15 protein-coding genes are annotated in these 12,444 nt (G+C 35.0%); 6 read left to right on the top strand and 9 right to left on the bottom strand.

Annotated features, from left to right (window positions below; genetic code table 11):
* Positions 1-33 precede the first annotated feature (33 nt).
* The 3 genes from ACPF63_RS07125 to ACPF63_RS07135 are packed head-to-tail and all read left to right on the top strand — an operon-like array spanning position 34 to position 2,070.
* Positions 34-774 carry an SDR family oxidoreductase gene (locus tag ACPF63_RS07125; protein ID WP_426482533.1) on the top strand — a complete coding sequence of 247 codons (741 nt, stop codon included), beginning with the start codon at positions 34-36 and terminating at the stop codon, positions 772-774.
* Between the two features lie 9 nt (positions 775-783).
* A complete protein-coding gene (locus ACPF63_RS07130) occupies positions 784-1,269 on the top strand; it encodes a DUF1097 domain-containing protein (protein WP_426482534.1) in 486 nt (161 codons plus the stop codon).
* Positions 1,270-1,317: 48 nt separating this feature from the next.
* Positions 1,318-2,070: an SDR family oxidoreductase gene (locus ACPF63_RS07135; protein ID WP_077416651.1), complete on the top strand. Its 753-nt coding sequence runs from the start codon at positions 1,318-1,320 to the stop codon at positions 2,068-2,070.
* Positions 2,071-2,587: 517 nt separating this feature from the next.
* On the opposite strand, the gene ACPF63_RS07140 is transcribed toward ACPF63_RS07135, so the two are convergent.
* Together ACPF63_RS07140 and ACPF63_RS07145 are read right to left on the bottom strand one after the other, a co-directional pair.
* On the bottom strand, positions 2,588-3,010 hold the full coding sequence (locus ACPF63_RS07140) for a transposase (protein WP_077416653.1): 423 nt from the start codon (positions 3,008-3,010) through the stop codon (positions 2,588-2,590).
* Between the two features lie 92 nt (positions 3,011-3,102).
* Positions 3,103-3,801 carry a hypothetical protein gene (locus ACPF63_RS07145; protein WP_077416655.1) on the bottom strand — a complete coding sequence of 233 codons (699 nt, stop codon included), beginning with the start codon at positions 3,799-3,801 and terminating at the stop codon, positions 3,103-3,105.
* Positions 3,802-4,466: 665 nt separating this feature from the next.
* Here ACPF63_RS07145 and ACPF63_RS07150 point away from each other — a divergent pair.
* Positions 4,467-5,894 carry a helix-turn-helix transcriptional regulator gene (locus ACPF63_RS07150; protein ID WP_426482535.1) on the top strand — a complete coding sequence of 476 codons (1,428 nt, stop codon included), beginning with the start codon at positions 4,467-4,469 and terminating at the stop codon, positions 5,892-5,894.
* A gap of 262 nt (positions 5,895-6,156) precedes the next feature.
* The gene (locus ACPF63_RS07155) at positions 6,157-6,486 is read left to right on the top strand and encodes a transposase (RefSeq protein WP_077418031.1); all 330 of its coding nucleotides are present in this window, start codon (positions 6,157-6,159) and stop codon (positions 6,484-6,486) included.
* 237 nt (positions 6,487-6,723) lie between these two features.
* Here the strand turns inward: ACPF63_RS07155 and ACPF63_RS07160 are convergent, their stop codons facing one another.
* From ACPF63_RS07160 to ACPF63_RS07185, 6 genes are all read right to left on the bottom strand, one after another.
* Positions 6,724-7,161, bottom strand: a complete 438-nt coding sequence (locus tag ACPF63_RS07160; protein ID WP_077416660.1) for a hypothetical protein — start codon at positions 7,159-7,161, stop codon at positions 6,724-6,726.
* A 47-nt stretch (positions 7,162-7,208) separates the two neighbouring features.
* Entirely contained in the window at positions 7,209-10,031 is a 2,823-nt protein-coding gene (locus tag ACPF63_RS07165) for a T9SS type B sorting domain-containing protein (RefSeq protein ID WP_426482536.1), read from the bottom strand.
* 51 nt (positions 10,032-10,082) lie between these two features.
* Positions 10,083-10,268 (bottom strand): T9SS type A sorting domain-containing protein, encoded by a 186-nt coding sequence (locus ACPF63_RS07170; RefSeq protein WP_426482537.1) that lies wholly within the window; start codon positions 10,266-10,268, stop codon positions 10,083-10,085.
* A 39-nt stretch (positions 10,269-10,307) separates the two neighbouring features.
* Positions 10,308-10,715 (bottom strand): GEVED domain-containing protein, encoded by a 408-nt coding sequence (locus ACPF63_RS07175; protein ID WP_426482538.1) that lies wholly within the window; start codon positions 10,713-10,715, stop codon positions 10,308-10,310.
* A complete protein-coding gene (locus tag ACPF63_RS07180; protein WP_426482539.1) occupies positions 10,712-10,969 on the bottom strand; it encodes a fibronectin type III domain-containing protein in 258 nt (85 codons plus the stop codon). Before ACPF63_RS07180 ends, ACPF63_RS07175 begins: the two co-directional genes overlap by 4 nt.
* A gap of 238 nt (positions 10,970-11,207) precedes the next feature.
* Positions 11,208-11,342, bottom strand: a complete 135-nt coding sequence (locus tag ACPF63_RS07185) for a hypothetical protein (protein WP_426482540.1) — start codon at positions 11,340-11,342, stop codon at positions 11,208-11,210.
* Between the two features lie 112 nt (positions 11,343-11,454).
* Between ACPF63_RS07185 and ACPF63_RS07190 the strand changes: the two genes are divergently transcribed.
* The gene (locus tag ACPF63_RS07190) at positions 11,455-11,757 is read left to right on the top strand and encodes a response regulator transcription factor (RefSeq protein ID WP_426482541.1); all 303 of its coding nucleotides are present in this window, start codon (positions 11,455-11,457) and stop codon (positions 11,755-11,757) included.
* A 162-nt stretch (positions 11,758-11,919) separates the two neighbouring features.
* Here ACPF63_RS07190 and ACPF63_RS07195 read toward each other — a convergent pair whose 3' ends face one another.
* Positions 11,920-12,279 (bottom strand): prevent-host-death protein, encoded by a 360-nt coding sequence (locus ACPF63_RS07195; RefSeq protein ID WP_077416671.1) that lies wholly within the window; start codon positions 12,277-12,279, stop codon positions 11,920-11,922.
* Between the last annotated feature and the right edge of the window lie 165 nt (positions 12,280-12,444).

The following is a 12,444-nucleotide window of genomic DNA, read 5'->3' on the forward strand; positions in this document are numbered from 1 at the left end:
CTATCAAATTAACATTGATAAAAACAAAGTAATATGAGTACATTAAACAACAAAGTGATCCTTGTGACCGGAGCGTCAAGAGGAATCGGAGCTGAAATAGCTCAACAGCTTGCGTCAGCAGGAGCAAAAGTTATCGTCAATTATGCAGGTGGAAAAGAGGCTGCAGAAGATGTTGTAGCCTTAATAGAATCCAATGGGGGTGAGGCCATTGCCATACAGGCGGATGTAAGCAGTCCTGAGGCTGTAAAACAATTGTTTGATCAGGCTGTCGGCCATTATGGAAAACTGGATGTTCTTGTAAACAATGCCGGTGTTATGATTACCAAACTGATCAAAGACACTACTGATGAGGACTTTACACGTCAGTTCGATATTAATGTAAAAGGGACATTCAATACCTTAAGAGAGGCAGCTACCAGGCTGACCGACAATGGAAGTATCATTAATTTTTCATCTTCTACTACAAGACTGATGATGCCTTCTTATGGCACTTATGTAGCAACAAAAGCTGCTGTAGAACAATTGACCCGTGTATTTGCAAAAGAAGTTGGCAACAGAGGAATCAATGTAAATGCAATTCTTCCGGGACCTACCAATACGGAACTTTTTACTACCGGTAAATCACAGGAAGTGATAGACAGGCTGGCTTCTTTAAATGCATTTAACCGCTTGGGAGAACCTGGGGATATTGCGAAAATTGTGGTTTTTCTTGCCGGAGATGATGCGAAATGGATCAGCGGACAAACCATTGGGGTAAACGGTGCTATGGCATAATCATATAGTATGAAAACTTTACCAATTGCAGCCGCATTCGGCCTTTTCGGGGCCATAGCCGTCACTGTTTCTTTTTCACAGCAATGGCCTACGTGGGTGATGTTCATAGCCTGGGTGAGTTTCTATATTTTCGGTAAAAAGTGGCACAGTTCTCTATGGGCATTTTTACAGATTATTCTGGGAATGGGAATGGCGGTACTGATTCAGTTGACAGCCGGATTTTTGGGACAATTTATCGGGGCATTTGGATTTCCGGTGTCTGTATTTTTTTACATAGGATCATTAGCGTATTTCGCAGGAACCCAAAAGCTGAATAACATACCCGCATGGTTTTTAGGATTGATTATTTTGTTTGGAGTTCACCCGCCATTGGAACCGCTCCCGATATTAAAATTACTGATACCCATCATTGCTGGATTTTTCTTTGCCTGGCTGAATAACAAGGTCGTTGAAACCATCCATGAAAAACAGGTATCGGAATCATCCACTCAATAAAATTTATTTTTAAACACAATTATTATTCAAATTAAAAAATCAAAAATAATGAATTCATTACAAAATAAAGTAGCCATTATTACAGGCTCAGGAAGAGGTTTAGGAAAAGCTATCGCAGAACGTTATGCTGCTTTGGGCGCTGATATCGTATTAAACTATTCACGGGATAAAGCTTCTGCAGATGAGGTGGAAAGCACCATCAAAGCAATGGGAAGCAATGTGATTTCTGTGCAGGCAGATGTAAGTAAAGTGACTGAAATTACGTATCTTTTTGAGGAAGCCAGAAAAGCATTCGGGAAAATAGACATCGTGGTTGCCAATGCCGGTATTGAAATGGTAGAAACTCCTGTAACAGCGTTTACTGAAGAGCAGTTTGACAGACTGTTTTCAATTAATACCAAAGGAGCTTATTTCACCATGCAGCAAGCCGCTCTGAATGTAGAGAACAACGGACGGATTATCTATGTGGCATCGTCTACTACAGCTTTTCCTGTGCAGGGTATGGCAGTATATGGTGGAAGTAAAACAACCCCCAGATATCTTGTGGATGTACTTTCAAAAGAAATAGGACATCGTGGGGTAACGGTGAATACCATTATTCCTTTCGCTGTAGACCATTCAGGAATTTTTGCAGAAGAAAGAAGCTATCCTGAACTGAGAAAATCATTGATTGAAAGTTGTCCGATGGGGAGATTGGCAGAAGTGGAAGATGTAGCCAATATTGCGGAATTTTTTGCAAGTGATCTTTCTTCATTTGTGAACGGACAGCATTTACTGGTGAATGGAGGAGCTAATCAATAAGATGGAATGATGAAAACTATGAAATTATCCAGTATTATACTGGTAATGATCTGCACTCTGAATGCCTGTGGACTTCCTATTGGCTGATAAGCTGGATTAATATGAAAAGCTTGGATAAGCTCGTAAGTTTATGATCATAAAAAACCTCTGTTTCAGAGGTTTTTGTATTTAAAATAAAATTCCCCAACCAAAAATAAAATTCCCCTGAGAATTAATGAATAAATTCTTAAAAAAAGGTTGGGGATAAAAAATAGAAATGTAATACTAAACTATATTCATAGAATTCAATCATTATTACTTTGTTTTGGAGACAAACCAATCCTTATTTTTTTGACCGTTATTTTGATACATCTTCGTATCATGCTGCAGGACCGAAATCCTGCAGTGATACACTTTTCATTTGTGTTATAGAATCGTAAGTTTATAAAAAATTAAAAGGAAAGCATACATTCAATAGAGGGATATTGGAATGTATGCAGCAACTAAAAATCTTGATTTATAGGAGTTCAAAGCTCAATCAGTATTTTTTTATCCATTTGTATAAAGTGGTTTTGGGGATTCTGTAATCTTCTATTATCTGTTGTTTGGTTTTCTCATTTGTTTTTAAAAGATTTAGAATAAAATCAATTATTTCAACGGTATAAATATTTTTCCTGAACTCTGGAAGCTGTGTTTTTTTTTGTTTTAATTTTTGATAATAATCTGATGACAAAGGAGGTGAATACAGCAAAAGATGTTGAGAATAGATCCTGAAAAAATCATAAGTTAAAAGCTTGCTCCATTTAAGAAGAATCTCTGCATCCAGAGATTTGCTTTTGTACATCTCTGCAAGTTCCTTATGGCTGCATTGCATAAAGTTCAGGAGTCTGTCTGAAGAAAAGCCGGTTTCTTTCACCCGTTTTTGTATCAATTCACCGATATGGATATCTTTAAAAAGCATAATGAAGAAAAATTGAATAAAACCACTTTTGTGATAGACCAAAAGTGGTTTTTATAATTTGAAAATAGATATTTTATTATTCAGTATAGATATTAAGTACCATAATATACAATACTCAATGAAGCTGTAGTTAATCTGTGAGGTCTTGTGTAGTTACCTCTACAACTTATTATTTCACCGACATTAAAATATGTAGTTACTCCTATAGTATTTGCTTCGAAAGTAAGATTGTCAGTCAAACTACTTTGATTTACAGAAAGTTCAGTTGTAGTACTAGAAGCAGTTTTCTTTATAAAGGTTTGTACTGTTCCTCCAGTTGTAGGAAAGTTCATACCAACATTTTTTTTTGTGTAAAGCAAAATACCATAATATCCTGCTTTCAATACTGTAAAATTCCCTGAGCTGTATGATAAGTTTACAGCATTGATTTTGTCAGTAGTAAAAGTGTACTTAGCCTCTGTATTGGCAGGAAGATCACTGGTTGAGGTAATTCCTGTGGCAATTCCTACGATAGAAGGTATGCTTAGTGTTGTTCCATCTTTCAGGTTGCCATTAGCATCAGTTCCCAATAAATTGAAATTCTTGTAATTTTCCAGCCGTACAGAGCCATCATCAGATACACTAAGCAACTCCTTATTGGTGCTGTCATTAATCTCTAAGGCTTTTGTAGTGCTTGTGGTCCCTTTACTAATTACATCAAGCGTAGCGCTGGGTGTTGAAGTATTCATCCCAACCTGTGAATACACATTCAATGAAGTAAGGAGAACAGCGGGTAATAATAATTTTTTCATAGATGTAAAGATTTTTTATTTTGTTTTTTTTCACTTAGACTCACAGATATATAAGTTGCATGTGCTGTAAATCAAGAGGGTACATTTTGTTGTTGCAATATTACATTCGTGACTTAATGTGGTGCAAAATTTTATCTATGACATAGCTATGACATGATGTTAACTTTCTGATAATCAGATGATATTTTTGATCATGTATTATTTTCTGTTTTATGATCCGCTCTCTCATTGTATGTAAAATGTGTGTTTAATTTTGGTTTTAAGTAAAAGGCTCTTGAATGATTATTGAAATATGGATGGAGGGGTAAATGCTTACTTTGTACAATAATTTATTGTCTTCGTAATTATGTTTGAAATTTTAATAATGTTATGATGGTTTTTGTGACGATAAAATTATATTCCTGAAAAATAAGCTAGAAACAGTAATAATTCTTATGTCATATCTGTGTCATACCTATGTCATGTTCATATTGATTCCTTTTTTCTTTAAATATTTTATAATTGCTCCTGAAATAGCAGTAGTTCTCGTATAATGATTAATTGGATATTGTATTTTCTTATTATTATTGATTTTTTTAATAATTAAATCATTTATTTGGTTTTAATTTGATTTGATTTTACTGTTATATTTGTTATGTATATAAATTGTTACACGTGCTTACTATATGATGAAATTTATCTTTTTGTTTTTTCCATTTTTGCTTTTTGCACAGTCTAAAATTACCACAAGAACTATTGAAAAGAGACTGGAGAAATCTAATGCACTTCTTATTGAAGGGCAGACAGATGAAATGGTTACATTGAATCTTTCGATACTGGATGACGCTAAGCATATTAATTATGCAGAAGGTAAATTGTCTGCCTATTATAATTTAGCGCTTGCTTTTTCTATGCAGCACAAGTATAATAAAAGCAATTACTTCTTAAAGATGATGGAACCTGAATTTAAAAATTCGGATGCTGAAGATCAGGAAATTTCCATGAATATATTATACAGTATTAATTACAGAGGAATTAAAATGTATGATGAAGCACTAAAAAAATTAAGAAAGAATTTGTTGATGGCAAATGATTTAAAAAATGATTCTACCAGACACGCCATAAAAGGAATGATTCTGGTTCAGGTTGGGAAAAATTATCTTGAGAAAAAAAAGTATGACTCTGTTACGTACTATGGAAAGAAGATTGTTGATGAATTGAAGAAATCAAAAAAAATGGACGTCGGAATGAATACAAGCTTAAAAGCAGCATTGCTGCTTTTATCTGAAGCAAAGCTGAATGAAAATAAAATTGATTCTGCAGAGTTTTATATGAATTTAGCTCGCTCTGTGCCTGTTGATTGGGGGAATAATGATTTTGCAACATTGAAGCTTTTTGGACAAATTCATGACGTGAGAAAGCAATATGATTCCGCAATTGTAGATTATGAAAAAGCAATAAAGCTTGCCACAAAAGCAAAGAATTTAAAAAAATTATCAGAGTTATACCATTTAATAGCCAAGTCATACGAAAAAACCGGTCAGATAGATAATGGAAAGAGATATGAGCTCAAATATAATAGTCTTAATGATAGCTTAAAGAGGATAGATGAAGAGAATCTGGAAGATACAGTAGGTCTTCTTGTAGAAGAAAAAAAGAAGCCTTTGGAGCACCGAACCCACATTTTATTATACGTTATACTTATAGGATTTGTGGGTGCAATTATTATCATCTTTTTTGTACATAACAGGATGAAAAAGAAAAATAGAGTGCTAAATATAAAAGAAAAGGAAACTCAGGAACTTAATCAAAAATTGAATTTTGCATTTGAGGAAGTCTCCCAGTTGGCTAAAAATAATGACCCGGAATTTCTTGCCCGATTTCAGGAAGTATATCCTGAGTTTATATCAAAGTTATTGAAAATAGAACCAGAACTGCAAAGTACAGAATTAAAATTTTGTGCTCTGTTATTTCTTAATTTTTCTACCAAGGATATCGCAGCCTATACTTTTGTTCAGCCCCAATCTGTACAGACCAGAAAAAACCGTTTGCGTAAAAGATTAGGGATTCCATCGGATGAGGATATTTATCTGTGGATGAAAAAAATTAAATAGAAGCTTATTATATCACATCGCTATTTTACTATTTATAATTTGGTATTTCAATGTATTGTAACACTTATGTGATAGGTGTTTTTTTGGAAAAACAATGAGGATTAATCAAATTTGTATTCCAAGAAAAGATAAATTGTTGTAAGTGAACTTTTCAAAGATAAATTATTCTTTGTGGCTAAGAGTTTAGTTATTATTGGCCGGAGATCAGCCACGCTTCGGCCTCCTTTCGGGGTATTATTTGATTAAAACATATAAAGAATTTATGCAAAAAAGTGAATCACCTGATTATAAAAGAATATACGAAGATATCTTACGATTGCAGCATCCCACCAAAAAAGAACAATGTGAATCCATATTATCCAAAAGTAGATTTTCGGTAAAAGATGTTATTACCATCAATGATATTATTTTTCCTAAAGCTGATAAGAAGACCCAGTTTGATAATCAAAGACATCGTTCTTATGATCAATCGGCGATTCTTGAAATCCTTGATTATCAGAAAAACAATAAATTGAGTAACTCTGAATTGGCAAGATATTTTAAATTGAGCCGGAATACTGTTGCCAAATGGAAGAAACATTTTTTGGTGTAATGTGTTGTGTATTAAAAATAATACACCAGTTTATTTAAAAAGATATCATAATCGCTTAAAGTTTATCCTTTAGAAATATCAGAAATAAGATTCTATACTTACATATATCTGAATTTTTCTATCACAAGAAATCCAGATTTTTAAAATAAAATTAAAAGCTTCAATGAAAAAACAGAGACTATCTCATTCATGAAATAGCCTCTGTTTTTTTAATCAATATCCTGTTAATGCAGGTCATTAATTTTTTATGGTGGAAATATGGATACATTTTTGACCGTTAAAATCTGCCAGTTCAATGTTGCCAATCATTTCATTATAGACCCGGGTAGTGGTATCATTAAACTGATATCCTTCAATAAACACAGGTCTGTCCTTTGGAAGATTGCTCTGCTCATTGAGCATTTCCAGTGATAAACTATCAGGATAACCTTCATTTTTTTTAAACTTAATCTCTATTAAGCCGTTGCCAGCGAGATAATCAAATTTCTTTAAATGAGAAGGCAGGGCAGCCTTGGTTTTATAAACGTTTACTTTCTCAATACTGTTTTTGTAAAGATCAAACATGCTGGCAGTTCCAATGGCATCATTGTAAACAGCAAATTGTACGTTGCTGTTTTTCTGAGCCCAAAGTAGACCTGAAGAAATAATGAGGAATATATATAATAACTTTTTCATAATAAATAGATGTTTAAATGCCAATGATTTACTGTGGAAGGTTGGGATTAATTTCTGTTTTTTACTGTAATCCATCCGGTGTATTTTATTGGAGTCTGTTTTTTGTTGGTCTCATTCCAGCCCATATCAAACCAATAGGTTCCGGTAGATACTTTTTTGCCGTCAACGGCTCCGTCCCATTTGAATCCGTTCAGTTTACTTCCTTCATGAATCTTACTTCCGTATCTGTCATAGATACTGAATATAAAATTAGGTTTATTTGCTAAAGCAGAATAATCAAGGATATCATTTATTCCGTCACCATTCGGAGTGATGATGTTGATCAGATTAGGAACTGTGATTTCTACCTGCAGAGGAATACAATTGTATGAATCCTTTACATAGAAAGTTTTGCTTCCGCGGGGTATATTGGTAAATATATTTTCATTCTGCCAGTTGATATTATCCATGGAATATTGATAAGGCGCTGTTCCTGCAATCACAGTTAATGTAACCGAATTATTATTAATCGTAATCTCCGAAATGACAGGGTTTTCAGATGCATACACCTTCACCGTTTGTCTGGTGGTACATTCTCTGTTTTTCAGATCTACCCAATAGGTTCCAACTCCTACATTTTTGATGGACGGTGTTGTCGCTCCCGTACTCCATTCATAAGAAGTAAAACCTGGCCCTGCATCTAATGTGGTTGTATTTTCCATACAGATAATTTTATCCTTTAATACATCTGAGTACATAGGAGCGATAACTGTAAGGGTGACTTCTGCAATTCTATAACATCCGTTGGCATTACTTACTTTAACGTAAACTACACCAGTAGGAGCAATGTAATTGGCTGGATTCAGAATTTGGTTTGTCCCATTGTGTGCATCTGTTGGAGACGGATAATAATGTTTAATAGTTCCTGGTTGTATATTAACCCCTGCTGAAGTTAAATCAAATACCCCAAGTGCGTGATTGGAAGGCTCGAAGCAAGATCGTAAGGCAGCATCTTTGACAATTGGCGTTTCAGAAACCGTTAAAGTTAAAGTTACCTGCTCACAATCTGTAAAATCCGGATTGTTTCCACAAAACTTATAAACAATAGTATCCGTACCCAGATAACCGAAATTGGGAACATAATTAAGTACTCCTGATGCATCAATAGTAACTGTACCATTTGTTGGAGGTGTAATAATAGTTACCGTACTTGGGACATAAGTTTGGGTAGAATTGGTAAACTCCGGTACTATAGTCTGGTGTCCTTCACAAACCGTTACCGCTTTGGTAGATTCTTCAAGACAGGTATAGACCTTATAAACTGGAGTAGTTGCCGGATTACAATTGCCTACTGCAATTTTTACCGTATAATTTCCCGCAATCAGTGGAGTATAAGTATTGGCATTGGCTCCGGTAATAGGGTTTCCGTTCAGGAACCATTGGTAGGTGTCATAACTGTCATTCACTTCCAGTACAATGCCCGGAATACATTCTCCTGTCTTTTTGGAAATCAATGGAATAGAAGAGAAGCCTGCGAAGTATCCGCCATATCCGGATGTACTGTATCCACCGTTAATACCTGCCGTTACAGCCTTGTCAGAAACAACTGTTACATTTCCGGTGATAGATGGGATAGCATAGGTCACCCAGCCGCCATTCCCCGTCAATGCGAAAGGTCCTTCTGCAGCTGTGGGAGTATTTCCATTTACTGTTACGTTGGCTCCAACTTCTGTTAAAATATTCAGTTTTACAACAGCTCCGGTTGGGACAGTACTTGTTACTCCCGGTCCTGTTGGCATTTCATTGATCTTCCCGATTTCTTCAATTTTTCGGGGTAGAAAACAGTTTAATGGCGGTATGTAGTTGAAACCACAGGTTGCACTGCTGTTATTTACAGAAACCAGCTGATATAAATAGACATTTTTTGAAGTCGTAATAAACATATTAAAATGCCCGGAATTTCCCTGCTGAGCATAGTTGCTTCCTGAAATTCTATAAAATTCCCCACTGTTGATGGTCGCAATAGGAATGTTAGAACCATTGATGAATATTTGGGTGTTGTTTTCTGTTCCTACAACGATGCCACCTTCCAAATCAGCATTGGTAGATCTGGTTCTTACCATGGCAAAAGTGCTTCCAAGTCTATCTGTAGGTACAGACTGATCAAGAATTGCATCCGAGCCCGTACTGGTGTTGCTTCCAAAATTTCCATTGACATTTCCGTTGGTAAGGGTAATCGGTTTGTCAGAAACAATTTTAGCTCCAATAAAAGCAGATAGGTTTTGACCATTTGCTCCCGGACCTCCGGCAAAAATAAAAGATTGTCCTTTATTAAGTGTAATTGTCTGCGAATGAGTTGCTGGTATTCCTCCAAAAAATGTTACATTTCCGTTCCATGTAGTGGTTACAACCGTATTGTTTTCTGTTGCTAATATGCCTGCCGTGAAGTTATACAAGCTTGATGATGCAGTAGTAGGAGTTCCGGTTACATAAAATTCTTTGCCAATCCCGGCTTTTCCTTTACTTGTTATGATTTCAGCGTGTGCAGTACTGCTTACCATCCTTAATGAACAGTAGAATGGCTTGGCCCCTTGTACATATAAACCTTTATTGATTGTAGTGAAAGCATTTGTTGTAACATTGGCAGCTATATTACCAATGGGTACCACAAAAGTTTGAGGAGCACCTTTACTGATGGTTACATTGCCAATCGGAACGTTGTTGCTGTTAATCGTAACAACAAAAGGAGTTACAGAATCGGTAGAAAGATATAATGCCTGCGTATAATTTACAGAGGCGTAATAAGGAGCAAACCAGTGATCCGTATCTCTCTGAGCACAAATAGGAATGCCTAATATCAGGAACAATAAACTAAATATAAAGCTTTTCATGCATTGCTGAATTTTGATCTTAAAAATTACGAATTCTTTTTTTAAAATCAATTATGATTCTTTTATTAATTTTTTATGAACGGTTGTATTTCCATCTTCTATTTCTATCATATATATTCCGTTGATCAGATTGCTGAGATCAATAGTATTGTTCAGAATTATTCCGGTAGATATGAGTCTTCCAAGGGTACTGTAGATTTTATATTTAGCTTTTGTACTTATGTTTTTTACATACAATACCGAACTTACCGGATTAGGATAAATGTGAATATCCGCCTAGTTAAGAGAATTAGAAACCGCCAGTTTTGAGATTCTGACAGTGTAGTCTTCCACTTCACCATCCTTGAAACTCATGCAGTTTATAAGAATTCCGTCTTTCTGTAATGCGCCTCTCATGACTACATACTTATGATCACTCAGGCTTATGAAAGCATCATGAGGAACAGAAAAGGTAGTACTTGCTGTTGGATTTCCATTAGGTCCGTCTGCGAGAATTCTTTCATTGATGTCAAATTCTCCGTTTCTGTTGAAATCAATCCAGATCGCAACACCTGCATTGATACCAAAACTTAAAGTCTTATCAAGTATAATATGGTTTCCTGTGGAACCTTGAATCAAGTCAATAAACTTTAAAGGATTTCCTGTGAAATCCGAATAGGTAGATGCCATAGATTCATTGATCATTTCCTTATTACATTAGGCTTTACCGTAACTTTTGAAATGAACTCCGCTGTAGAATTAGCTGCTGATATCGGACAGTAGATTACTGTAGGAGTGGTGAAATAATACAGTTTTGTGAAATTTCCCGGTATTCCCTTACAGATATTGGAAATCTGCATTTCATATTTTGTAAGCTCCAGTAAACCCGTGATTGTGTAAGTATTGGTGGATACTGTAACATCAGTCCAGCTTGGAATTTCTACTTTTCTGTATTTCAATAGAAAAGTGTCGCCGGTGTAATGTAGCTGATATAGTTTGTTTGAACCGAAGTATTATCCACTACCGGAAAGTTGACAGGAGTAACTTTCACATTAGAGATATAATCGTTTGTTCCTGTTCCGGTCATGTTACAATAAGCTAACGGCGGAGTGGTAAAACTTGTATTTGGTGAGAAAGCTCCCTGGTTTCCATTACAGATTGTTGCGGTTTTACCTGATACGCAGTCTGTTCAGTAAGTCAGGTAATCGTGTAAAAACTTTGTCCTGCCGGAAGATTCTGACCTGCTGCATTGGGGAGCCATGTTCCTGTAGTTCCCTGCCTCCATCGGATAACATAATGTCTTTCACCGGAAGAGAAAAAAGTACACACCATTACCTATGATTTCCATCTTAAATATACCAATAGCGTAGATGTACTTGTTAATCACAGGATTACACCTATAGAGCTTGATGGTGATGGAGAAATCTCTAAAATAGTCTGTGTCGTGTCCTATTCCCTTAATCGGACTGCAGGAAATATCCGGATTATATCCAACACCTCAGAAAGTTATTGGAAATATAATCTCTTTACAGGAAAATGGACGGAAGAATGTAAAGTTACCCTAAAAATAAGGGAAATTGAAATTATAAGACTCTATTTTCAGGGATTAAAAATAGAAGAAATTGCAGAGCAATTATTCGTGTTACCCAGTACCATAAAGTTTCACAGAAGCAAATTGTTTGAAAGAATTGGTGTAAAAAATATTATCGAAGCAATATCCTACGTAATAACAAATAATTTGATTTAAACTTTATTTTTTCTAAATGTTTTTCAGATTGAAAATGCTGAAAAACAAATATCTTTTCGGGTAGTTTACAGTTTTTAAATACTAAGAACTGTCTGTTTCTTATACATATGTTTTGAGAATTGTCCCTCTATATTTTTGTAGGGGGACAATTCCCGGAACAGCTTAATTAAGCTGATAATTTGTGATCACTAAACTCAGGATGAAATGAACATAATTCTCTTCTACCTCTTTTCTGTTGATCAACTTGTTTTTATACTCATAAGAATTCAGGTCTCTGGATAATTTTTGATATGTTTCAAAATCATCACCTTTAATCTTTACTCTTATATTACCATCTCTTCTGTTGATGAGTACATCATCCAAAGTTCTTACTTTAAATAAAACTTCACATAATGCAGGACGAGCCTTCATTGACCCGATATATCTTTCAACTATATTAATCTTGAACGAATCAAATTTGATGGTATTAAAAACAATTTTAGAATTAGGTTCCTGAGTGTTGAGTTCAAGTTTATAGTTCATTACTTTATAAATTTTGGCAAATATAAGTTTAATTATGCCAAAAAACAGACTGTTTTAATAGATCATTACCATAATAATGATTGAATTTTTTTCTATAAAAAGAAAAACCTGTGAAAATGTGAATATTAGTAGCTTATAAATGAGGGCAAAACGGAAGTCTGGCGA

Source organism: Chryseobacterium sp. R2ACT005, from assembly GCF_049949215.1.
Classification (GTDB): Bacteria; Bacteroidota; Bacteroidia; order Flavobacteriales; family Weeksellaceae; genus Chryseobacterium.

Excerpts from the sequence above, each read along its gene's own strand:
- ACPF63_RS07125 (WP_426482533.1), top strand. The coding sequence starts at position 34 with ATGAGTACATTAAACAACAAAGTGATCCTTGTGACCGGAGCGTCAAGA.
- ACPF63_RS07130 (WP_426482534.1), top strand. The coding sequence starts at position 784 with ATGAAAACTTTACCAATTGCAGCCGCATTCGGCCTTTTCGGGGCCATA.
- ACPF63_RS07135 (WP_077416651.1), top strand. The coding sequence starts at position 1,318 with ATGAATTCATTACAAAATAAAGTAGCCATTATTACAGGCTCAGGAAGA.
- ACPF63_RS07140 (WP_077416653.1), bottom strand. The coding sequence starts at position 3,010 with ATGCTTTTTAAAGATATCCATATCGGTGAATTGATACAAAAACGGGTG.
- ACPF63_RS07145 (WP_077416655.1), bottom strand. The coding sequence starts at position 3,801 with ATGAAAAAATTATTATTACCCGCTGTTCTCCTTACTTCATTGAATGTG.
- ACPF63_RS07150 (WP_426482535.1), top strand. The coding sequence starts at position 4,467 with ATGATGAAATTTATCTTTTTGTTTTTTCCATTTTTGCTTTTTGCACAG.
- ACPF63_RS07155 (WP_077418031.1), top strand. The coding sequence starts at position 6,157 with ATGCAAAAAAGTGAATCACCTGATTATAAAAGAATATACGAAGATATC.
- ACPF63_RS07160 (WP_077416660.1), bottom strand. The coding sequence starts at position 7,161 with ATGAAAAAGTTATTATATATATTCCTCATTATTTCTTCAGGTCTACTT.
- ACPF63_RS07165 (WP_426482536.1), bottom strand. The coding sequence starts at position 10,031 with ATGAAAAGCTTTATATTTAGTTTATTGTTCCTGATATTAGGCATTCCT.
- ACPF63_RS07175 (WP_426482538.1), bottom strand. The coding sequence starts at position 10,715 with ATGATCAATGAATCTATGGCATCTACCTATTCGGATTTCACAGGAAAT.
- ACPF63_RS07185 (WP_426482540.1), bottom strand. The coding sequence starts at position 11,342 with ATGGTGTGTACTTTTTTCTCTTCCGGTGAAAGACATTATGTTATCCGA.
- ACPF63_RS07195 (WP_077416671.1), bottom strand. The coding sequence starts at position 12,279 with ATGAACTATAAACTTGAACTCAACACTCAGGAACCTAATTCTAAAATT.